The 21167-nt window shown below is 73.2% G+C and carries 16 protein-coding genes and 1 pseudogene; 7 read left to right on the top strand and 10 right to left on the bottom strand.

All coding sequences use genetic code 11. The annotated features are described in order from the left end of the window. Positions 1 to 5: 5 nt before the first annotated feature. The 3 genes from OG689_RS06020 (at position 6) to OG689_RS06010 (ending at position 4654) form a co-directional block, all read left to right on the top strand. Entirely contained in the window at positions 6 to 1106 is a 1101-nt protein-coding gene (locus tag OG689_RS06020) for an aldose epimerase family protein (protein WP_266318399.1), read from the top strand. Between the two features lie 274 nt (positions 1107 to 1380). Then, positions 1381 to 2871 (top strand): family 43 glycosylhydrolase, encoded by a 1491-nt coding sequence (locus tag OG689_RS06015; RefSeq protein ID WP_323189253.1) that lies wholly within the window; start codon positions 1381 to 1383, stop codon positions 2869 to 2871. A gap of 328 nt (positions 2872 to 3199) precedes the next feature. Further along, positions 3200 to 4654, top strand: coding sequence for a family 43 glycosylhydrolase (locus OG689_RS06010; protein WP_266318398.1), 1455 nt, complete (start codon positions 3200 to 3202; stop codon positions 4652 to 4654). A gap of 116 nt (positions 4655 to 4770) precedes the next feature. On the opposite strand, the gene OG689_RS06005 is transcribed toward OG689_RS06010, so the two are convergent. After that, positions 4771 to 6144: a serine hydrolase domain-containing protein gene (locus tag OG689_RS06005; protein WP_266318396.1), complete on the bottom strand. Its 1374-nt coding sequence runs from the start codon at positions 6142 to 6144 to the stop codon at positions 4771 to 4773. 296 nt (positions 6145 to 6440) lie between these two features. Continuing rightward, positions 6441 to 7808, bottom strand: coding sequence for a PhoH family protein (locus OG689_RS06000; RefSeq protein WP_266318394.1), 1368 nt, complete (start codon positions 7806 to 7808; stop codon positions 6441 to 6443). 1118 nt (positions 7809 to 8926) lie between these two features. Between OG689_RS06000 and OG689_RS05995 the strand changes: the two genes are divergently transcribed. Continuing rightward, positions 8927 to 9409 (top strand): hypothetical protein, encoded by a 483-nt coding sequence (locus tag OG689_RS05995; protein WP_266318392.1) that lies wholly within the window; start codon positions 8927 to 8929, stop codon positions 9407 to 9409. Positions 9410 to 9435: 26 nt separating this feature from the next. On the opposite strand, the gene OG689_RS05990 is transcribed toward OG689_RS05995, so the two are convergent. Then, positions 9436 to 10200 carry a DivIVA domain-containing protein gene (locus OG689_RS05990; protein WP_266318390.1) on the bottom strand — a complete coding sequence of 255 codons (765 nt, stop codon included), beginning with the start codon at positions 10198 to 10200 and terminating at the stop codon, positions 9436 to 9438. Positions 10201 to 10980: 780 nt separating this feature from the next. Here OG689_RS05990 and OG689_RS05985 point away from each other — a divergent pair. The 3 genes from OG689_RS05985 to OG689_RS05975 all read left to right on the top strand — a co-directional run bounded on the left by OG689_RS05985 (position 10981) and on the right by OG689_RS05975 (position 13089). Then, a complete protein-coding gene (locus OG689_RS05985; protein WP_266318389.1) occupies positions 10981 to 12030 on the top strand; it encodes a substrate-binding domain-containing protein in 1050 nt (349 codons plus the stop codon). 315 nt (positions 12031 to 12345) lie between these two features. Continuing rightward, entirely contained in the window at positions 12346 to 12519 is a 174-nt protein-coding gene (locus tag OG689_RS05980; protein WP_266318387.1) for a hypothetical protein, read from the top strand. A gap of 63 nt (positions 12520 to 12582) precedes the next feature. Beyond that, positions 12583 to 13089 carry a hypothetical protein gene (locus tag OG689_RS05975; RefSeq protein WP_266318385.1) on the top strand — a complete coding sequence of 169 codons (507 nt, stop codon included), beginning with the start codon at positions 12583 to 12585 and terminating at the stop codon, positions 13087 to 13089. Here OG689_RS05975 and OG689_RS05970 read toward each other — a convergent pair. The 7 genes and pseudogenes from OG689_RS05970 to OG689_RS05940 all read right to left on the bottom strand — a co-directional run bounded on the left by OG689_RS05970 (position 13056) and on the right by OG689_RS05940 (position 21094). Next, a complete protein-coding gene (locus OG689_RS05970) occupies positions 13056 to 13589 on the bottom strand; it encodes a hypothetical protein (protein ID WP_266318384.1) in 534 nt (177 codons plus the stop codon). The two genes, OG689_RS05975 and OG689_RS05970, sit on opposite strands and share 34 nt — an antisense overlap. After that, positions 13586 to 13984, bottom strand: a complete 399-nt coding sequence (locus OG689_RS05965; RefSeq protein ID WP_266318383.1) for a recombinase family protein — start codon at positions 13982 to 13984, stop codon at positions 13586 to 13588. Before OG689_RS05965 ends, OG689_RS05970 begins: the two co-directional genes overlap by 4 nt. Before the next feature lie 88 nt (positions 13985 to 14072). Then, complete coding sequence (locus tag OG689_RS05960) at positions 14073 to 14528, bottom strand: ATP-binding protein (protein WP_266318381.1); 456 nt, start codon at positions 14526 to 14528, stop codon at positions 14073 to 14075. A gap of 614 nt (positions 14529 to 15142) precedes the next feature. After that, complete coding sequence (locus tag OG689_RS05955) at positions 15143 to 15970, bottom strand: DeoR/GlpR family DNA-binding transcription regulator (RefSeq protein WP_266318379.1); 828 nt, start codon at positions 15968 to 15970, stop codon at positions 15143 to 15145. A gap of 200 nt (positions 15971 to 16170) precedes the next feature. Then, complete coding sequence (locus OG689_RS05950) at positions 16171 to 18165, bottom strand: NPCBM/NEW2 domain-containing protein (RefSeq protein ID WP_266318377.1); 1995 nt, start codon at positions 18163 to 18165, stop codon at positions 16171 to 16173. 1035 nt (positions 18166 to 19200) lie between these two features. Further along, a pseudogene (locus tag OG689_RS05945) lies at positions 19201 to 19995 on the bottom strand (alkaline phosphatase family protein); the annotation flags it as partial. A 490-nt stretch (positions 19996 to 20485) separates the two neighbouring features. Next, entirely contained in the window at positions 20486 to 21094 is a 609-nt protein-coding gene (locus tag OG689_RS05940; RefSeq protein WP_266318375.1) for a TetR/AcrR family transcriptional regulator, read from the bottom strand. Positions 21095 to 21167 lie beyond the last annotated feature (73 nt).

The raw sequence follows: 21167 nt of genomic DNA, 5'->3' as shown, positions 1-21167 counted from the left end.
ACCCCATGACCATCCCCGCCATTCGCCGCGAGCACTGGGCCACCCTCCCCGACGGACGGACCGTGGAGCGCTGGACGCTCGGCGCGGGCGGGGCGGTGACCGCCGAGGTGCTCACCCTCGGGGCCCGGCTGCAGGCCCTGCACGCGCCGGACCGCCACGGGCGGCGCGCCAACGTGCTGCTGGCCGGCCCGACCATGGCTGAACTTCTCGGCGGGGCGGCCTACTTCGGGGCGACGATCGGCCGGTACGCCAACCGGATCGCGCACGGCCGGCTTCCGTTGGACGGAGTCCTGCACAGCCTGCCGGACCAGTCCGGCGGTCACGGCGGCCACACCCTGCACGGCGGCCCGGACGGCTTCGCGACCCGGCTCTGGGAGGCCGCCGAGGCCCACGGCCCGGCCGGCTCCGGGGTGCGGCTCACCCTGCACAGCCCGGCGGGCGACCAGGGATTCCCCGGCGCCCTCACCGCGCAGGTGACCTACCTCCTCGACGCCCACGGCGCTCTCACCGTCGAGTACGCCGCCGTCACCGACGCGCCGACCGTCGTCAACCTCACCAACCACGCCTACCTCAACCTGGCCGGCGAGGGCGACGGCACCGTCCTGGACCATGCGCTGCAGGTGGAGGCCGACCACTACCTGCCGGTGGACGCCGGAATCGTACCGCTGGGGCCGCCCGCACCCGTCGAGGGAACCCCCTTCGACCTCACCCGGCCTCGTACGCTCGGGCGGATCCTGGCCGCCGCCGATCCCCAACTGGTCTTGGCAGGAGGTGGGTTCGACCACAACTGGGTGCTGCGCGAGCCCGCAGACGGCGCTCTCCGCCGGGTGGCGACCCTGTGGCACCCGGCGAGCGGCCGCCGGCTGGAGTGCCTCACCACCGAGCCCGGCCTCCAGGTCTACACCGGCAATCTCTTCGACGGCTCGCTGCGCGGCCCGTCCGGGCGGCGCTACCCGGCCTTCGCCGGGGTCGCCCTGGAGACCCAGCACTTCCCCGACTCCCCGAACCGCCCCGATTACCCCTCCACCGTCCTGCGCCCGGGGGAGCACTACCGCTCCACCACGGTCTACCGCTTCGCCGTGGGGGATTTCGGTCCGCTCTCTTGACCGACAAAGTGTGAGCGTTAACAATCGTGGAGAGCCGCCGCCCGGGCGATGAACCCGGGAGTGCGGTCCCGTACCGACCGGCAGCCCGACGGCTGCCCCTGGCGCGAATCCCGGATCGGGCACGTCCGGCTCGCGTCCTCTCCCGCCTCCCGGCAGGGCAGCCACCGGCGCCCGCGCGGAGGCGACCGCCGCGCCGGACCACACCCCGTCGCGTCCCAGCGGAGCGCCGCACCCCCATGCGCGGGCGGCGCCCGAGAGCCCGAAAGGCACACCTGTGACCCGCCCCCACCCGCGCACCTGGATCGCCGCGGCGATCGCGCTGCTCGCCCTGCTCTGCGCGCTGATCGCCCAGCCCGGCACGGCCGACGCGGCCGCCGGCCGCACCTACACCAACCCGGTCAAGTCCCAGAAGGGCGCGGACCCCTGGCTGGAGTACTGGAACGGGAACTACTACCTGATCAGCACCTCGTTCTCGGACACGCTGACCATGCGCAAGTCGCCGACCCTGGCCGGGCTCGCCGCCGCCCCCAGCGTCCAGGTCTGGCAGGACTCCACCCCCTCGCGCGGCACCAACATCTGGGCGCCGGAGATCCACTTCTTCAACGGCCACTGGTACCTCTACTACTCGGCCGGCGCGGTGGGTGCGAGCTGCTGCGACTCGCAGCGCACCCACGTGCTGGAGAGCGTCGGCACCGACCCGACCGGCCCGTACGTCTACCGGAACACGCTTACCGGGCCGCAGTTGAACCCCGGCGGCTGGCTGATCGACGCCAGCGTGCTCACCGTCGGCAGCTCGCTCTACGTGGTCGGCAGCGGCTCCGTCAACGGCAGCCCGCAGAGCCTGGTGATCGCGCCGATGTCCAACCCCTACACGGTCAGTGGCGCCTTCACCGTGTTCTCCTCGCCCACCCTGGCCTGGGAGACGGTCGGACTCGGGGTCAACGAGGGCCCCGAACCGCTCTACCACGACGGCCGGACCTTCCTGACCTTCTCCGCCAGCTTCTGCGGCACCCCGGACTACAAGCTCGGCCTGCTCGAACTCACCGGCACCGACCCGCTGTCGGCCTCGTCCTGGACGAAGAAGCCGACCCCGGTCTTCCAGCGCAACGACGCCGCCGGCGTCTACGCGCCGGGCCACAACGGCTTCTTCACCTCCCCGGACGGCACCGAGAACTGGATCGTCTACCACGCCAACGACTCGGCGACCGGCGGCTGCGGCAACGGCCGCACCACCCGGGCGCAGAAGTTCGGCTGGAACGCCGACGGCACCCCGAACTTCGGCACCCCCGTCGGCACCGGCACCTCCCTCGCGGGCCCGGCCGGCGAGAGCGCCGCCACCCCGGTCTCGTACACCTTCACCAACCGGGCCACCGGCAAGTGCCTCGACCTGGCGGACGGTTCGGCCGCGGACGGGGCGGACGTCCGGCTCTGGACCTGCAACGGCGCAGGTGCGCAGAGGTGGCGCGTCGAGGACCAGGCGGACGACACCAGCCGCCTGGTGAACGTCGCGAGCGGCAAGGTGCTGGACGTCGCCAACTGCTCGGCCGCGGACGGCGCCGACCTGCGGCAGTGGTCCTGGCTGAACAACACCTGCCAGCGGTTCCGCCTGATCACCAGCGACACCGGCGGCTGGGTGCGGATCGCCGGCGCCGGCAGCGGCAAGGTCGCCGACGTCGCCAACTGCGGCTCCGCGGACGGCACCGACGTCCGGCAGTGGACCTGGCTGAACAACGCCTGCCAGCAGTGGCAGATCACCGCGAACTGACCGCCCTGCCCGGCCGTACCCCACCCCTGCCCGGCCGTACCCCTGTCCGGCCGCCCTGCCCGGCCGTACCCCTGTCCGGCCGCCCTGCCCGGCCGTACCCCTGTCCAGCCGGCCCCGAAGCGGGCCGGAGGCCCCAGGAGGGGAGCCTCCGGCCCACCGGCCGGGACCGTGCGACGTGCCCCGACCGGTCCCGGCCGCCCCACCCCACCTCGTCACGGCACCCGGCGCCACTGCGCCCGACCACCCGCCCGTACGCCCCTGGCCGGCCGCCCCACCCGCCGAACCCGCCCCGTGGCCCCGACACCGCGGACCCTCCGAGGAGCCCCCCATGCCCGCACCGCGCATCCTGTCCCGAACCTCCGCCGCAGCCGCGACCGCGGTGCTGGCGGCCCTGCTGCTGCCCCCGCCCGCGCTGGCGGCCGTCCCGGCCTCGCCCGCAGCCGTCTACACCAACACGATCGCCGCCCAGCGCGCCGACGCCCAGATCTACAAGCACACCGACGGCTACTACTACTTCACCGCCACCGTCCCCGAGTACGACCGCATCGTGCTGCGCCGCACCACCACCATCCAGGGCCTCGCCACCGCCCCCGAGACGGTCGTCTGGACGCACCACGCCACCGGCCCGATGGCCAATCACATCTGGGCCCCGGAGATCCACTTCATCGACGGCAAGTGGTACGTCTACTTCGCCGCAGGGTCCTCCACCGACCAGTGGCGGATCCGCAGTTACGTCCTGGAGGGCACCGGCGCCAACCCCCTGACCGCCGCCTGGACGGAGAAGGGGCAGATCGCCACCCCGATGGACAGCTTCACCCTCGACGCGACCACCTTCACCGTGGGCGGCGTCCGCTACCTCAGTTGGGCGCAGCAGGACCCGGCGATCGCCACCAACTCCAACGTCTACATCGCCAAGCTGGCGAATCCGTGGACGATCTCCGGCACCCCGGTCAGGCTCACCGTGCCCACGCTGAGCTGGGAGACGGTCGGCTACAAGGTCAACGAGGGCCCGGCCGTGATTCAGCACGACGGCAGGGTGTTCCTCTCCTACTCCGCCTCCGCGACGGACTCCAACTACTGCCTGGGCCTGCTCAGCGCCTCCGCGACCGCCGACCTGCTCAACCCCGCGTCCTGGACGAAGAGCCCCACCCCGGTCTTCACCAGCAACGCCGCCACCGGCCAGTACGGGCCCGGCCACAACCAGTTCACCGTCTCCGAGGACGGTAGGAGCGACATCCTCGTCTACCACGACCGCTCCTACAAGGACATCACCGGCGACCCGTTGAACGACCCGAACCGGCGTACCCGGGTGCAGAAGCTGTACTGGAACGCCGACGGCACCCCCAACTTCGGCATCCCGGTCGCCGACGGCGCCACACCCGTGCGGCTGTCCTCCTACAACTTCCCCGGCCTCTACATCCGGCACTTCGACTACCGGGCGAAGCTGGAGTCGAACGTCACCAACCTCGCCGACTCCCAGTTCCGGACCGTCACCGGCCTCGCCGGCAGCGGCACCGTCTCGCTGGAGTCCGCCAACTTCCCCGGCTACTACCTGCGCACCCGCGCGGGCGGCGAGGTCTGGGTCGACAAGAACGACGGCACCGCGGCCTTCGCCAACAGCGCGAGCTTCTACCAGCGCGCCGGACTGGCCGACGCGGCCGGCGTCTCCTACGAGTCCTACGCCGCCGCCGGCCAGTACGTCCGGCACTACGACTACCTGCTCCGGACCCAGGCCCTGAGCACCGCCCTCGACAAGGCCGACGCCACCTTCTACCAGCAGTGACATCCCCCGCACGGCGGAGCGCCCCGGGCCGGGGCCCGGGGCGCTCCGCGCCACCGCGGGGATGTGCGCGGGCGGCCGGTCGTCGGCCACGGCGTCCGCACAGCGCGGGGGGAGGGCTACTTCACGGCGGGGATGAAGAAGACGTTGTCCGGCGTCACCAGGCTGGTCAGGGCCTTGCCGAAGAGGGTGCTCGGCTCACTGCCCTGGGTGAGGATGTCGGTGTTGAGGACGACCACGAGGGTCGCTCCGGTCTCCGGCATGTAGAGGGTGAGGCTCTCGTAGCCGGGCAGCGAGCCGTTGTGGCCGATCCACCCCTGGATGTCGAAGAGGCCGAGCCCGTAGCCCGCGCCGGCAAGTGGGGTGGGCAGGAACTTGGTGCGCTGCGCCTGCGTCTCGGGGGAGAGCAGCTCGCCGGTCGCGACGATCTTGGCCCAGCGCTTGAGGTCGTCCAGGGTGGAGATCATCGCCCCGGCGGCCCAGCCCCAGCTCGGGTTCCAGTCCGTGGCGTCCACGACCGCGCCGGTCGGGGTCTGGTCGGTGTAGCCGTGCGCGTGCGGCGACGGGAACTCGGCCCCCTTGGGGAAGAGCGTGTGCTCCAGGCCGCTCGGCCCCGTCACCCGGTCGTGGATGAACTCGGCGAGCGGGGTGCCGCTCACCTTCTCGACCACCAGGCCGAGCAGGATGTAGTTGCTGTTGTTGTAGACGAACTGCGTCCCCGGCCCGCTGAGGTTGGGGTGCTTGTACCCGTAGGCGAGCAGCTGCTCGGGGGTGAAGGGCTTGGTCGGGTCCGACTCCAGCGCCGTGATGAAGTCCGGGTCCGCGGAGTAGGGGAACAGGCCGCTGCGCATCTCGGCCAGGTTGCGGATGGTGATGTTGTCACCGTTCGGGACGCCGCTCACGTACCACGAGATGGGGTCGTCCAGCCCGACCAGGCCCTCGTCGACCAGCTCCAGCAGCGCGGTGGCGGTGAAGGTCTTGGTCTCGCTGCCGATCCGGACGTAGAGGTCCTCGGTCATCGGGGCGCCGGTCTTCTTGTCGGCGACACCGAAGGACTTGACGTAGCGGCCCTGGCCGGGCAGCCAGATCCCGACGCTCACCCCGGGGACACCCGTCTGGCTCATCGTCTGCTGGATGGCCGCGTCCAGCTTGGCGACCAGTTCCGGGCTCAGTGCGCCCGACGTGCAGTCCTCATCGGTAGCGGTGTCCGGGGCGCTCACCTCCTCGGAGCTGACGTTCTCGCCCCGGCGGTGGTCGCCCCGGCGGTGGTCGCCCCGGTGGCTCTCGTGCCGGGCCTCGCCGTGCCGGTGTCCGTGGGCGTGTCCGTGGCCGTGGCCGTGGTGGTGTTCGTGCCCGTGCGTGCCGACCAGGTCGGGCACGGCCGCGTTCGCCGGTGTGGCGGCCATCGGGAGCAGTCCGGCCATGGCTATCGCAGCCACGACCAGGCCTCGGTGGGCGGTCGTGTTCCGTCGGTGGTGAAGCGGTCGGGTCATCGCGTCGGTCCTCGTTCCGGGTAGCGTCCAGCTCTTGGAGAGATCGTCAGCGGCAACGGCCCGCGGTGACGACTCTGACGAGCTGTACGGGTGACGCGGCATCGGATCCCGGCGCACGCACCGCCCGGTGGCGCCGGCGGCCGGGCGGTGGGCGCTGGGCCATCAGGTGCCACCCGGGTGGGGGAACGAGGACACCCGGCGACCGTGCCGCACCACGGGCCACCGCCCGGAGCCGCCCCGGCACGACGACGGAGCCGCAGCCTCAGGGCTGCGGCTCCGCGCGGAACGGGTGGCGCTCAGGGGTGCTGGATGTCCTCCAGCATCTCGGTGACCAGGGCGGCGATCGGGGAGCGTTCGGAGCGGGTGAGGGTGATGTGGGCGAACAGCGGGTGGCCCTTCAGCTTCTCGACGACGGCGACGACGCCGTCGTGGCGGCCGACTCTGAGGTTGTCGCGCTGGGCGACGTCGTGGGTGAGGACGACGCGGGAGCCCTGGCCGATCCGGGAGAGGACCGTGAGCAGCACGTTGCGTTCCAGCGACTGGGCCTCGTCGACGATCACGAAGGCGTCGTGCAGGGAGCGGCCGCGGATGTGGGTGAGGGGGAGGACCTCCAGCATGCCGCGGGAGATGACTTCCTCGATGACGTCGGGGGTGGTGACGGCGGAGAGGGTGTCGAAGACGGCCTGGGCCCAGGGGCTCATCTTCTCGGACTCGGAGCCGGGGAGGTAGCCGAGTTCCTGGCCGCCGACGGCGTAGAGCGGTCGGAAGACCATCACCTTGCGGTGCTGCTGGCGTTCCAGGACGGCTTCGAGTCCGGCGCACAGGGCGAGGGCGGATTTGCCGGTGCCGGCGCGTCCGCCCATGGAGACGATGCCGACGTCGGGGTCGAGGAGCAGGTCGAGGGCGACGCGTTGTTCGGCGCTGCGTCCGCGCAGGCCGAAGGCTTCGCGGTCGCCGCGCACGAGGCGGACGCGGCCGTCGCCGGCGACGCGGCCCAGGGCCTTGCCGCGCTCGGAGGTGAGGACGAGTCCGGTGTGGACGGGGAGCTCGTCGACGCCGTCGACCTCGACGGTGTGGTCGTGGCCGGCGCCGAAGAGGGCGTCGACCTGGTCGCCGGAGACGTGGAGTTCGGACATGCCGGTCCAGCCGGAGGTGGAGGCGAGTTCGGCGCGGTACTCCTCGGCGAGCAGGCCGACCGAGCTGGCTTTGATGCGCAGCGGGAGGTCTTTGGAGACGACGGTGACGTCGTAGCCCTCGGCCTGGAGGTTGCGGGCGACGGCGAGGATGCGGGTGTCCGCCTCGCCGCCGCCGATGCGGTAGCCGGCGGGCAGTATCGACGTGTCGGAGTGGTTGAGTTCCACCCGGATGGTGCCGCCGAGTTCGCCTACCGGGATCGGCTCGTCGAGGCGGCCGTGCCGGATCCGGTAGTCGTCGAGCAGGCGCAGTGCCTGGCGGGCGAAGTAGCCCAGCTCGGGGTGGTGGCGCTTGGCCTCCAGCTCGGTGACCACCACCACCGGCAGGACGACTTCGTGCTCCTCGAAGCGCGTCATGGCGAGAGGGTCTGCCAGGAGCACGCTGGTGTCGAGAACGTACGAGCGCCGGTCGCCCTTGCGGGACCGGGATTCCCGATCGGATCCGGTGGCCATGAAGGCTCGGTCGTCCATGTGCTCGTCTCCTCAGGCAGCTGGTCTCGGTCCCTCGGAAACTCCGGGACCGTCGTTGGGTCGCCGTGTGCTCCGGTCGCTGTCCGGAGCGCTTCTCGGACGGAAGGACCGCGCTTCGCGGGAAGCGACGGTCGGCTGTGGCGGGCCTCCAGCTGGTCGCAGGGCGGCATGGCTGCCGTTCGGGTGTCGGGCGGGTGGCCCACCGTTCGATGAACTTCGCCCTGATCAGCGAGTTGACGCTGTCGCCGGTGGGGCTGTCAAGGGTCGACCGGAGGTGTTCCGGAAACCGTGACCGGAGGGTGCTCTCCCGGCCCCCGGCCCCGGTCGCTCAGGGTGTGCGGCTGCTCTCCGGGGGTGCCCGTTCGACGGCGCGGCCGCGCCGGGGGCCGTGTCGCCCGGAGAGCTGACGGGCGTCTCAGGAGGGGGCGGAGGCGACCGGCACCGTGGTGGCGGCGGGCGTCGTGGACGGGACGGCCGTCGGCGACGGCGACGGGGCCGGGGCCGGGGCCGGGGCCGGGGACGGTGTGGGGGACGGCGATGCGGCCGTGGTCGGCGCGGGCGGGCCGGACGGGGTCGGTCGGGTGGTCGTCGTGGGAGCGGGGGTGGGAGTCAGGGCCGGGGTGCGGGTCGGTGTCGAGGTCGGGCCCGGCGTCGGGGTCGGGCCCGGCGAGGGGCTGCCGGTCGGGGCGCGGGTGGGCACCGCCGTCCGGGCGGCGGGTGCGGTGCCGGACGGCGCGGACTTCGAACGGTCCCGTGCTCCGGTCGGGGCGGCGCTGTCGCTCGGCGGCGCCGCGACGGCTCGGGGGCCGGCAGGCGCCGCGGGTGCCGGGGCCTCTTGGGCCTCTTGGGCCTTTTGGGCGGACTGCTCGGGGGAGGGCGGTGTGCCGGCCGGCCCTTGGGCCTGTTCCTGGGTCTGCTTCCGGGCGGGTTCGGATGTGGGGGCGCTGGTCGGGGCGGCGGCGGTCGGGCCGGCGGCGGTCGGTGGCGACGGAGGCTCGGGAGTGGCGGCCGGCACCGGGGGCGTCGGGCCGTTCGATCCTTGGGCTTGGGCTTGGGCCGGGGTCGGGGTCGGCGCCGGGGTCGCCGTCGGCCTGACGGGTGCGCGGAGGCTCGGGGACGTGGCGGAGGGCCGCGCTCGGGGCGTGGCGGCCGAGGCGGCGGACACCGAGGCCGGGGCGCTCGCGCTCGGCGTCGCGGTGGGCGACGACCAGATGGCGGTCGACGCGGGGGAGAGCGCGCCGGCGCTCGCGCTCGCCGAAAGGGACGAGGTCGAGGGAGCGGCCGACGGGGGCTGGTCCGTCCCGCGGACCTGGAAGGTGCCGGACGCGGTGGGAGCGGCCGGGGACCCGAACGCCGCCGGGCCGCCGGAGGGCGACTGCAGGGCCCAGCTCAGGCCGGCGGCGGTGACGGCCACGACGGCGCCTGCGGCACACAGCTTCCGGCTCAGGGTGGGGTTACGCCGATGCTTCGCCTGGGTGTTCATGGTGGCAGGGCCTTTCGTCCGTCCCCGGGCCGGGCCGGAGCTGTGTGGAGCGGCCGACGACCGGTCGGCCCGGGGACCGTGCGCGCCGGTACCGCGCCCGGCCGGTGGGGTCCCGTGACTTCGGTGGCCGGGCGCGGCGGCGGCTCAGTCGAGGTCGTCGTCCAGGTGGAAGCCGCGGAGCTGGGCCGGGACGGGGACCTTCAGCGGCACGGGGACCGTCGGCGGTACGGGGGAGGGCGGCGGTACGGGGGACGGCGGGGACGGCGGGGCGGTGGCCGGCCGGACGGCGGGCGCGGGCGGGCCGTCCACGGGCGTCTCCAGCTGGTTCAGCTGCAGTGCGACGAAGGACTTCAGGCGGATGCGGTACTCCTGCTCGAAGCTGTGCAGGGCGTCGATCCTGGCCTGCAGCGCGGACCGGGCCGCCTCCAGCGCGCCGATCGCCGACCGGTGCCGGTCCTGGGCGTCCCGGTCCAGGGCGTCGGCCTTGGCCCGGGCGGCCCGCTCGATGCTCTCGGCCCGGCCGCGGGCCTCGCCGACGACCGCTTCGGCCTCCCGGCGGGCCGTCTCGGTCGCCCCGTCGGCGACCTGCTGGGCCAGTTCCAGCAGCCGGGCGGCGTTGCCGGCGTCCGGGGCCGGCCGGGGCGGGAGCTGTGGGGGAGGGGCTGCGGCCCGGTCGGCCGGGGGCGCCGCCGGGTGGGGCCGTGCCACGTCCGGCCGGCTCTGCTGTTGCGCGCGTTCCCTGGTGGCCGCGGCGAGTTGGGCCCGCAGGGCTTCGTTCTCGCCGCGCAGGCGGGTCAGTGCGGCCTCCACGTGGTCGAGGAAGTCGTCGACCTCCTTCACGGCGTAGCCCTCGCGGAGGCGGACGATCGTGAACTGCTGGGCGCGGATGTCTTCGAGGGTCAGTGTCATGTGGTTCACCCCGGCGTGGTGCTGGTTCGGCGTGCGGAGGTTCGGGCGTGCCTTCGGCGGAGGGACGGCCGGGGCGGCAGGACCCGTCGTCTGACCCGATGGCTGATCGGGGCAGCTGTGGGGGCCGGTGCGGTGGGGGCGGCGCGAGGACGGGCCGGCCCGCTCCGGGCGGCGGACGGGGTGCAGTCGTCGTGGGGCGGCGAGCCAGGGGTGGCGGCAGGGAGCCGGCCGACGGCGGTGTGTGCACGAATTTTCCGTGCGGGCTTTCTATCCCATCCCACGGTCGTCCGTCCAGTGCTTCTCGCCCCCCCGGATTCCGGTCCGGGTCCTCGGTCGCCCCCCGCTCCGGAGGCGGAGTCGTCACCCTGCCGCGGAGTGTCGACGGAGCGGGAGGGCTCTGGTTGCGGCCGATTGGGTACTGGGTCGGGGCGGTGGCTGAGAAGTTCGGTGTGGCTGAAAGTAAACACAATGCGTCAATGTAGAACAGTCGATCTGGCGAGCGTGTTGCTACCTGAGGCGGGCTGGTGCGGCCGGGCGTGCCGTCCGCGGGAGTGTCGCACAGCTGCGCCCGACCCATGGCGTAGCCCGTTGCCCGGTCCCAACATACGGGTTTGGCGCGTCGCTTGTAACGGAGAGGTTGCGAAAGCGGGTGCCTTACCGGAACGGCTTGACTCGGATGTCGGCTTGACGCTTTCCTTGCCCCACGCCGTTGGAAAACGGTGGTTTCTGATTGGTTCTGATGTCGGAGTCGGTCGGCCCTCCCCGTCCCTGGAGCATCCCATGCACACCTCCCGCAACCGCCTCGCCTCGGCCGCCGCGCTCGGCCTGGCCGTCACCCTCGGCCTGAGCGCCTGTTCCACCGGCCAGCAGTCGTCCTCGGCCGCCGCCGGCCCGGCCGCGCCGGTGGACGGGAAGGTCTCGATCACCTACCTGCAGAAGCAGGGCGACCAGGAGTACTTCATCGGCGAGGCGGCCGGGGCGAAGGCGAAGGCCGCGGAGCTGGGGGTCGACCTGAAGGTGGTCAACCTGGGAAGTGACGCCAACAAGACGATCAGCGAGGTGCAGTCGGCGGTCGCGCAGAAGTCCAACGGCCTGATCATCGTGGTGCCGGACCCGGCGGTCGGCCCGCAGGTGGTCCAGATCGCGAAGGACGCCAAGGTGGCGCTGCTGACCTCGGACGACCAGATCTGCACCACCGGCCCCGATCCCAAGTCCTGCGGCAAGCCGGACCTGGTGGCCCGGATCGGCTTCAGCGGTGCCCAGATGGGCGGCGAGGTCGGCAAGCGGGCCCTGGAGGAGTTCAAGAAGGCCGGCTGGTCGGCTGCCGACACCCGGATCATCTCGGCCTGGAAGCAGGACGTGACGGTCTGCGGCGACCGCGTCAAGGCCGCGAAGGACGCCTTCGCCGCGGGCGGCGGCGCGGACGTGAAGAGCATCGACGTCGCCACCGACAACACCCCGACCGGTGCCCAGGACAAGGTGGCCGCCACGATCACCGCGAACGCGGGCGTCAAGCACTGGGTGGTCTGGGGCTGCAACGACGAGAACGTCCAGGGCGGCGTCACCGCGCTCGAGAACGCCGGCGTCACCGCGGACAACATCGCCGGTGTCGGCCTGGGCGCCTACCTGGCCTGCAAGGACTGGGGTTCGGGCAAGCCCTCGGGCATGAAGGCCGCGCTGTTCATCAACGGCAAGGACGTCGGCGCGCTGGCCGTCCAGACCATGTACGACAAGCTCAAGAACAGCAAGGACTTCCCCGCCGAGGCCTTCGCGCCCACCACCATGGTCGACGCGACCAGCTGGCAGGCCGCCGGCGCCACCTGCAGCTGACGCTGCCCCTCGACCGGGCCGGTGCGGTGAGAACCTCCCGGACACACCGCACCGGCCCGCCCGCCCACACCTGGTACGCGCAGACCTGGTACACGCATGCCGCAGCCCACGCCCTGCAGCTCACGCCCTGTGGGCGTAGCCCGTACCGCTCTCTGTCCGTCGAGGGGGCACCGAGCACTTCGGCAGTGTCCGGGCGTTCCACGGCGTCACCCTGCACCTCCCGTCCGGGCGGGTCGTCGCCCTGATGGGGGAGGCCGCGCCCGGCAAGTCCCCGCCCTGCTGCCCATCCTGACCGGTGATGACCGACCCATCGAGGTGGACGGTGCGCCGCTCGCCCTGGGCCCGCCGATCGCCGCCCTGCCGGACGGCCTCACCGTCCAGGGCATCAACAGTTTCCGGCAGAACGTCGCCCAAGGCGTCCTGCTGGTGGCAGCCGCCGTCATCCAGCAGCGCCGCGACCGCGAGCGCGCGATCGGCCTGCCGGCCTGACCGCCCCGGGCCGCCCGCCGACCTCCCCGGCGGCCGGCGGCCCGGGGTGCCCCCATCGACCGCATGGCCGGCCGCTCCGCCGCCCGTGTCCCGCCGACCGGCGCCACCACGGCGGCGAACCTCGTCGCCGGCGCCGCGCTGACCGCCACCTGGAACATCACCGTGCCGAGCGGCCCGCTCCCGCCGCTCCGGCAGCTCGGCACCACCGCCACCTACCAGCGGCAGAACGCCGACCAGCGGATCTCCGACAGCAGGATCGTGCGGAACCCGCCCACCGGCCCGCAGGCTCCCACCTCGGACACCGACCTGAGCGCCCTGCCGTTCCTCGGCGACGTGAAGAACGGCTACGGCCCGGTCGAACGCCACAGCGGCAACGGCAACCAGAACCCCGGTGACGGACGGCCGCTGAAGCTCGCCACACTCCCCGGACGGCCCGGTCCGGAGGCAAGCAGCCTCCGGGCCGCGCTCCAGGCGGTCCTGATCGTGGTGCTCGTCGTCCGTCGTCGCAGCATCGAACCCGCCCGCCCGGACACCCGTCAGCCCCTCGCACCCACCCGGCGCACCCCGTAGCCGTCCCGCCGCGCCGCGCAGGCCGGGACGGAGCCGCCCGTCACCGGCGGCGCCGCCACGACCCGCCCGTGCGCCGACGGCAGTTCCAGCACCTCGCACCCCGAGGCGGTGAACCGGCGGAGCAGGCCGCGCGCCTCGGTGTCGTACAGGGAGAAGACGAACGGCCCGGGGACCAGCACCGTGCGGTATCCGCCGCCGGCGGTCAGGCGCAGCAGGTGTTCCAGTGCCGGCAGCGGCGCTCGCGAACGGAACCCGTTGTCCAGGTACAGGTGGGGAAGGCCGAGTCCGAGCCGAGCGGCCTGCCGGAGCAGGGCCTCCCGGTGGCAGGCCATGTGCCAGGTGTCGTACGGGTAGCACCGCAGGTACATCGCGGCGGGTCCGGTGTCCCGCGACCGGCCGCCGGCCGGATCCTCCTCGTGGACGGCCCCGCCGGGGTGTCCGACGACCCCCGAACGCGGGCCCCGGGCCGCGGCCCCCGACGACGGGCCCGCCCGGTTCATGACCCCGTCCTTCCGTGCTCGGTGCGCAGGTCGCCCGCCGGCGGCGCCGATTCGCCCCCACCGGGTGCGGGCAGCGTCAGGATGCGGCGGCAGCCGGCGGCCGTGAGCAGGCGAACCGCCAGCCGCGCCTTCGCGTCGTCCACGGAGAAGACCCACGGCCCGGGCACGATGAGCACCCGGTGGACGCCGTCCAGCAGGGCGTGGGCCAGCTGTTCGAAGCCGGGCCGCGGGCCGGTGGAGCGGCGGCCGTTGTCGAGGTAGACCGCGGGGGAGGGCAGGCCCAGGCGGCGGGCGAAGCGCTCCAGGGCCTCGCGGTGGCGGTCCACCGCCGAGCGGTTGTGCGGGTAGTACCGCAGGTACGCGGCCGGGGGCAGGAGCAGGTCGGAAGTGGCCATGCGAATCGTCCCTGGGTAGTAGGGTGGCCCGGCCGGGGGTGGTCGACGCCGTTCGGGCAGGGGCGCGGGCCGGAGGCCGGCCCGGGAGTCAGACGGTGGTCAGGTCCGCCCAGTGGCTGGTGCCGGACGCGAGCGGGCGGCTGCCGTGCGCGGAGGTGAGGACGTCGATGATGCCGCCGCCGCGGCCGCCCTCCTCCGGTGCGCGGCCCGCGCACCACGACCCCTGCACGGAGGCCGGCCCGCCGTCGTCGACCTCGATGTGCAGGGTGTCCCCCGTACGGCGTTCCACGTGCAGGGCGACGGGAGGCAGCGCGTGTTCGACGGCGTTGGTGACGAGTTCGGAGACGACCAGCAGCGCCTGGTCGGTGGTGTCCTCGTCCACGCCCCACTCCAGCAGGACCGTACGGGTGATCCGGCGTGCCGCGCGCACCGACCCGGGGTGGTGCGGAAGGGCCCGGACGACGGGCGGCGCACCCGCAGGGGCCCGGCCGCGCCCCTGGGGCAGGTCGTCGACGGTGGTGGTTGCCCCGGGGATCGGGCCCATGATCGCCTCCTGGAGGGTGTAGATGAGGCGCTGATCCGCATATCGTCGGCAGTTCAATGTCCTCTGATTCCAGAAAACGGCACAGGACGGGTCAAAAGCCACGGGAAAGAGGCTCGTCCGGATAACAGATCGAGCCGGTGGCGGGCGTCCGATGGGTAATTTTGTGGCCAGGTATAGGGGGCACCTAGGTAGTGGTGCGTACCGCCGGCAGGGATGGGTAGGTAGTCGCGCCGCCCGGGGGCGGCCCGCCGCAGAACCCGGCCGGCCGGTCACCGCGCCAGGCGGAGCCGCGGCTGGACCGCTGCTCCCCGGCAGGCCGGACGGCCACCCCCACGTGGGCCGATGTTACTCGTGGGCGGCAGCTCCGGCTCGGCCGGCGCCCGGCCGGCGGGCGTCGGGCCGCCGGTCCGACCGCGAGGGCGGCCCGGCGGCGGCAGCCGCGTGCCGGCACCGGGAGGGGCGGAATCCGGAAATCCGTCGAACTGCCGCCGTGGATTACCGTCCGGGAATGCGAAATGACGGCGGAGAACGCGGAGGCGATATTCCGGCGGGCGGACCGAACGGCGATCCCGCGGAAAGGAAGACCCGGACGGTCCGGCCCCGCGGGGCTGCACCTACGCCGGGTCGTGCCCGTCCGGTGGGCCGCTCGCCACGATCAGCTCCCCCACCCGGTCGGCGAGCACCGACTGGGCGTGACTGTCCAACCGGTCGTCGGTGACGAAGTGGTGGACGGCTCGTAGCTCCGCGAAGCCGTTCAGGCCGACCACGCCCCACTTGGTGTGGTCGGCCACCACGGCGACCCGCCGGGCGCACCCGAGCAGGGCCCGGTTGGTCTGCGCCTCGGCGAGGTTGGGAGTGGTGAGGCCGGCCCGGTCCGAGACGCCGTGGGCGCCCATGATCAGCAGGTCGACGTGCAGCGACTCGATCGTCAGGTTGGCGAGGGGCCCCGCGAGCGCCGCCGAACGGGTGGGGGCGCCGCCGGTCACCAGCACCGCGGGAGAGGTGTGCGTCCGCTCCCGGTCGGCGGCCCGCAGGAGGCCGGCCACCGGCAGGGAGTTGGTCACCACCGTGAGGTCCGGCCGGTCCAGCAGCCTGGTCGCCACGGCGAAGGTGGTCGTCCCCGCGGAGAGGGCGACCACGCTGCCCGGTTCGACCAGCAGGGCCACGGCGTCGGCGATGGCCGCCTTGGCGGCCGACTCGCGGCTCGACTTCACCTCGAACCCGGGCTCGTCGAGGGCTCTCCCGGTGAGGGGGACCAACGCGCCGCCGTGCACCTTCTCCACCGCACCGGTACGGGCCAGGGTGTCGAGGTCCCGGCGGACCGTCATGTCCGACACGCCGAGCTGCTCCACCAGGTCGGCCACCCGCACGCCGCCCTCGGTGTACACCAGATCGAGGATGACGGCCCGTCGTTGATAAGCGAGCAATCCCTGGTCTGCCACTGCCTTACTTTCTGATCGTCGGTCGGTCGCCGGCCGGGCCGCGTCGGGTCGTGACGCCGGGTGGAGGGGAGCGGCCGCGGGTGCCCCCACACCTCGTCGGCCCGGGCGTGCCGGGGCCGACGGTGGTCGTGCTCGGTCACCGCCGTGGTCGTCGGCCGGCCCGGGTGCCGAAGGTGCGCACCCGGGCCGGCCGCGCCCGCTCAGCGGCAGGTCAGAACCGGGGCCGCCCAGTCGGCGTGGTCGTAGTCGGACGACCCGTGCGGGTCGACGTGCAAGCGGAGCCAGGTCAGGCCGGTCAGGTTCGCGGTCAGGGCGACCGGCGCCGAGGCCCCGGTCACCGCGCCGCTGTCGGCGATCTTCGCGTCGTCCCCGTAGACCTGGAAAACGACGTCGCCCGGGTGGCCGGCCATCTCGTCGTCGACACCGACGGTGCCGGCGAACGAGGAACAGGCGCCGCCGAGGTAGTACACGATGTCGCTGGTGGCGTTGGTCCCGAGGCCCTTGGCGTAGGCCGTGCCACGGATGCTCAGCGGCTTTCCGTCGCCGGCGGCCTTCCCGCCGTTGCTCCGGTCCTTCTCCACCGGGCCCCAGCCGTTGGCGGCCGACACCCAGGTCACCGCCGACAGCCCGACCGTGCCGGTCGGCGGGGCGGGGAGCACCTGGACGCCGACCTCACGCCGGGCCACGGTCACCGTGTGCCCGTCGCCCCAGGCGTAGGTGACGACGAGCGGGATCACGTAGCCGCCCGCGGCCGCTCCGGCCGGCGCGGTCACGCTCCAGGTGGTGCTGAGCGTCTTCTCGGTGCCCAGGGTGCCCTTCGACCACGCGCTCGAAGAGCTGACGGCCCAGCCGCCGGACGGGGCACCGGTGACGCGGACGTCGGACAGGGTCGCCTTCCCGTAGTTGGTGACCGCGCTGGTGAAGGTCGCCGACTGGCCCGGGGCGACGGCGAGGTCGGTCCCGACGGGGTTCGCGGGCGCCTGCGCCGACACCACGACGAGCGGTTGGACGGTGGAGAAGTCCCCGATCGCCTTGACCCGGTAGACGGCGGTGCCGTGCGCGGGCACGTCGGCGCTGATCGTGCCGGCGGTCTCGAAGGTGCCCTTCGACCACAGGTCCTTGACCCGGTAGGCCGCCGAGGCCGGCAGCCCGAGCTGGCCGCTCCGGACGCTGATGCCGGCCGGTGCGTCGGTGGGGTTGTAGAGGGCCACCGCGCGGTCGCCGTTCGCCAGCGGCTTGCTGAGCACCATGGTGCCGTTGGTGGAGGCCACGATCTGTCCCTGGACACCCAGGCTGTCCTGGTCGACGGCGATGAGATCTGTGTTGGTGAGGATCGCCATCGTCTCGGGGGTCGCGGTCCGCAGGTCGGTACCGATCAGCAGCGGTGCCGCCATCACCGCCCACATGGCGAAGTGGGTCCGGTACTCGGTGTCGGTCATCCCGCCGTTGCCGACCTCCAGCATGTCAGGGTCGTTCCACGCGCCGGGGCGTGCGTACTGGCTCAGCGGGGCGTTGGCCGCGATGATCTTCTTCAGGCTGGCCCAGTTGTCGGAGATGTCCCCGGTGGTGCGCCACAGGCTGGCCATGGAGCTGCCCCAGGTCCAGGGGCTCTGCTGACCCCACTGGCACAGCGAGTAGACGATCTTCCGGCCGGTCTTGGTGAGCGCGTCGGCCATCGCCTGGTAGCGGGCCACGTGCTGCGCCTGGGTGCTGGTGTTCTCCTTGGTGGTCCCGCAGTTGTCGTACTTGAGGAGGTCCACGCCCCAGGCGGCGAAGTCGTTGGCGTCGGTCTGCTCGTGGCCGAGGCTGCCCGGGTAGTGCTGGCAGGTCTCCGTCCCCGCCGACTCGTAGATGCCCAGTTTGAGACCGAGGCCGTGCACGTAGTCGGCGGTGCCCTTGATCCCGTCGGGGAACTTGACCGGGTCGGGCACGAGGTGGCCCTGGGCGTCGCGGGTCTTCGTCATCCAGCAGTCGTCGATGTTGACGTAGGTGTAGCCGGCGGCCTTGAGGCCCTTGCTGACGAACAGGTCGGCGGTCTGCTTGATGAGCTGCTCGTCCACCTTGCACCCGAAGGAGTTCCAGTCGTTGAACCCCATCGGCGGTGTCTTGGCGTAGCTGACCGGGACCGCCGCCGCGGCGGACTGGGACTGGACGACCTGGAGCGTGCCGACGGCGCCGAGTGCTGCCAGCGCCATGGCCCCGGAGGTGAGGACGGCGGTCCACCTGCGGCGGGCCGGCACCGGCGGGCGGGGTTGGTCCGGCGGGAGCGGGTGGGGATCGGCGGCGGCTGCTGCCGCCCGGAATCTGTCGGCCCGGACTAAGCGCATGGGGACTCCTCTAGTGGGGGCCGAGCGGCCTGGTGGGCCAGGGGTGGCCGGACCCCGGGGGCGGACGTGGGTGAGGCGTCGCGACCGGGGCCGGGCCTGTGGCAGCCGCTCGGGTGCGGATCCGGCCGGGATCGTTCCTGGCCGCGATCTGATCTGTTGCTTTCTGTGCACTTGCCGATGCTCTGCTCCGCCGCCTTGCTCCGATCACCTGATCGGTCACCGCGGCGGCGCCGGCCGGCGCCCGGCGCTCCGAAGTGGGTCGGAGGTCCTGCGGCCCCGCCGCCGACGGCGGGTGGGAACGCCAGCGGTCCGCCTCCGGCAGGCGCGGTGAAGCCGGCAGGGCTCGCTGCTGACGACCCGTCATCGCGTACGAACGAGGTGGTGGGGCAGGTGCATCAGGCGTCGGTGGTGGCGGTCGGTGTTGTCGGGGGGCCCGTGCGGGGCTTCCAGGTGTGGCCGGTGCGGCCGGCGGCGACGGCTGTCGACGGCCTGGGGTGGAGCGGGGGTCGACCGGGCGACGCGCTCGCCCTGGTCCTGGTCCCGCCTCGTAGTGCTCCTTGGCCGGCGTCCCCTGGAAGCATTCGCAGACCTCTCGCAAGAGTCAACATTAACCGTCGAATACCGACAGGAAGAGACGGTATTCCCATCGGGATCGCTCAGGCAAGGGGGTCTCGCGGGCCGATTCTTGGCATTCGTTGTTGATTTCCGTTCGGATTGGCTGAATCAGCAGCTTGCTGCGGCGGCAGTTGTCCAGCCAAGTCGGCGGTGGATCCGATCCGTCCACCGCCCGTCCGCCGGACGGCAGCGCGGCGCCGTCCCGGTCGGCACTCGGCCGGCCGGGACGGCCTGGGTGTCCGGCGGACGCCGGTTCGTACGGGGGTGGGTGAAGTCCCGGGCCGGGCCTCAGCGGGATCGGGTTGCCCGGCCCGGGACGGCTCGATCGGCCTGTGCCAGCCGGAGCAGCACGGCCTTGACGTCGACGGCGGCGAGCGGCGTGCTCAGTGCGCGTGGGTCGGAGCAGATCGCCAGCGGTCCGTCGTCGGGGTCGTCGGGCAGCCGGCCGTGACTGCCCCGCACACAGCCGGGATCGAGCGGCACCACGCTCATCCGGTAGCGCATGCCGATCTTCCTGCGGGCCAGCGCCGTGGCCGCGCGCAGCCGCACCAGCGGGCCGCCGAGGTCGAGGAAGAGTTCGGCGGGGTCGTAGCCGGGCTTGCGGTGGATGTCGACCAGCCGGGCGAAGTCGGGGGCCCGCGCGTCGTCCAGCCAGTAGCAGTAGGTGAACCAGGAGTCGGGCTCGGCGACGGCCACCAGCTCGCCGGCCCGCGAGTGGTCCAGCCCGCACGCCGCCTTGCCCCTGTCGTCGAGGACCTCGGCCACCCCGGGTACGGCCGCCAGCACCTCCCGGGCCCGGGGCAGGTCCTCCGGTCGGCGTACGTAGACATGGGCGAGCTGGTGGTCGGCGACGGCGAAGGCCCGGGAGGTCCAGGGGTCGAGGTACTCCATGCCCGCCTGGGCGTGGACCTCCAGCATTCCGGCGCGGCGCAGCGCGCGGTTGAGGTGGACGGGGCGGGAGACCGGGGTGATGCCGTACTCGGAGAGCATCAGGACGGTGGCGCCGGCGGCGGCGCAGTCGTCGAGCAGCGGCCCGAGCACCGCGTCGAGATCGGCGCGGACGGCTGCCGGCGTCGCCCGGGGCAAGGTCCTCGGTCGTCCACGGGAAAGGTCTCCGTCCGGGGGGATCGGATTCGGTACGGCGGGAGGTGGGGCGGCCCGGCGCAGACCTGTGACGGGTCGTCCGCCGGCCGGCGAAGGCGGTGGCGGTGCAGGTGGACGGCGATGCCGGGGCATGTCACCCCGTCGTTCGTAGGCACTGTTTCCTCCTGGCGGGAGCGTCGGTCCGCGGGCCGGGGCCGCAGTCCCTGCGGTTCCCCGCGGCCCTCCTCCGGCAAAGGGAATTCCGCGGTTCCGGGCGAGGGCGGAAGGGTGCCTTCTTCGGCAACGGATCAGGCTGCTGTGGGGGTTCTCTGGGTATCGGGGTGCGGGCCGGGGTCCGGCGACCAGGTAGTGCCCGGGTGGGGTTGCCGCCCGGGCGGGCCGGCAGGCCGACTCCCGGACGACCGCGAACCACCGGCCCGTACGCCCGGGTAGGTGGTCCGCCGGCCCGGCCGCGGGCCGGCGGCGGCCGTCACAGCCCCCGGGCGATCACCGAGAGGACGGTCGTCACCGCGAGGTGGATCTCCGCGTCGGGCAGGTCGCGCAGCGGCCCGTCCAGCAGGAGGGTCGACAGCCCGTGCACCGCGGACCAGGCCGCGTACTCGGCGCCGGGACGGCGATCCGCGGGGAGGGCGCCGACCTCGACCAGTTCGTCGAGGCGGGCGGCCAGCAGCAGGTAGGGATCGACGGCCGGGGTCGGCCCGGCCTGCTCCGGTGTGCGGTGCGCGCCGGCGCCGGAGAACGCGGTGCGGAACCAGCCGGGTTCGGTGCGGGCGAAGTCGACGTAGGCGCGGCCGATCGCCTCCAGCCTGGACCATGCGCGGGGCAGGGGTTCGCCGGCGGCCGCCGCGGCGGTGCGGGTGGCCATCAACTGCCCCAGTTGCTCGGTGCATCGGGCCGCGACGGCCGCCAGCAGATCCTGGTGGTCGGTGAAGTGGCGGTAGGCGGCGTTGTGCGAGACGCCGGCCTGGCGGCTGACGGACCGCAGCACGACGGCGGAGGGGCCCCCGGTGCGTGCGAGGGCGACGCCGGCGTCCACCAGGGCCGCGCGGAGATTTCCGTGGTGGTAGGACCGGGTCACGTCGATGGCTCCTGTATCGCCGACATGTTGACAGTGTCCACTTTGAGTGGAAATGTGGCAATAAGGCCATGTT

Source organism: Kitasatospora sp. NBC_00240, assembly GCF_026342405.1.
Taxonomy (GTDB): Bacteria; Actinomycetota; Actinomycetes; order Streptomycetales; family Streptomycetaceae; genus Kitasatospora.
The sequence above is the reverse complement of the archived record's forward strand: the minus strand, read 5'-3'. Positions and strand labels throughout refer to the sequence as shown.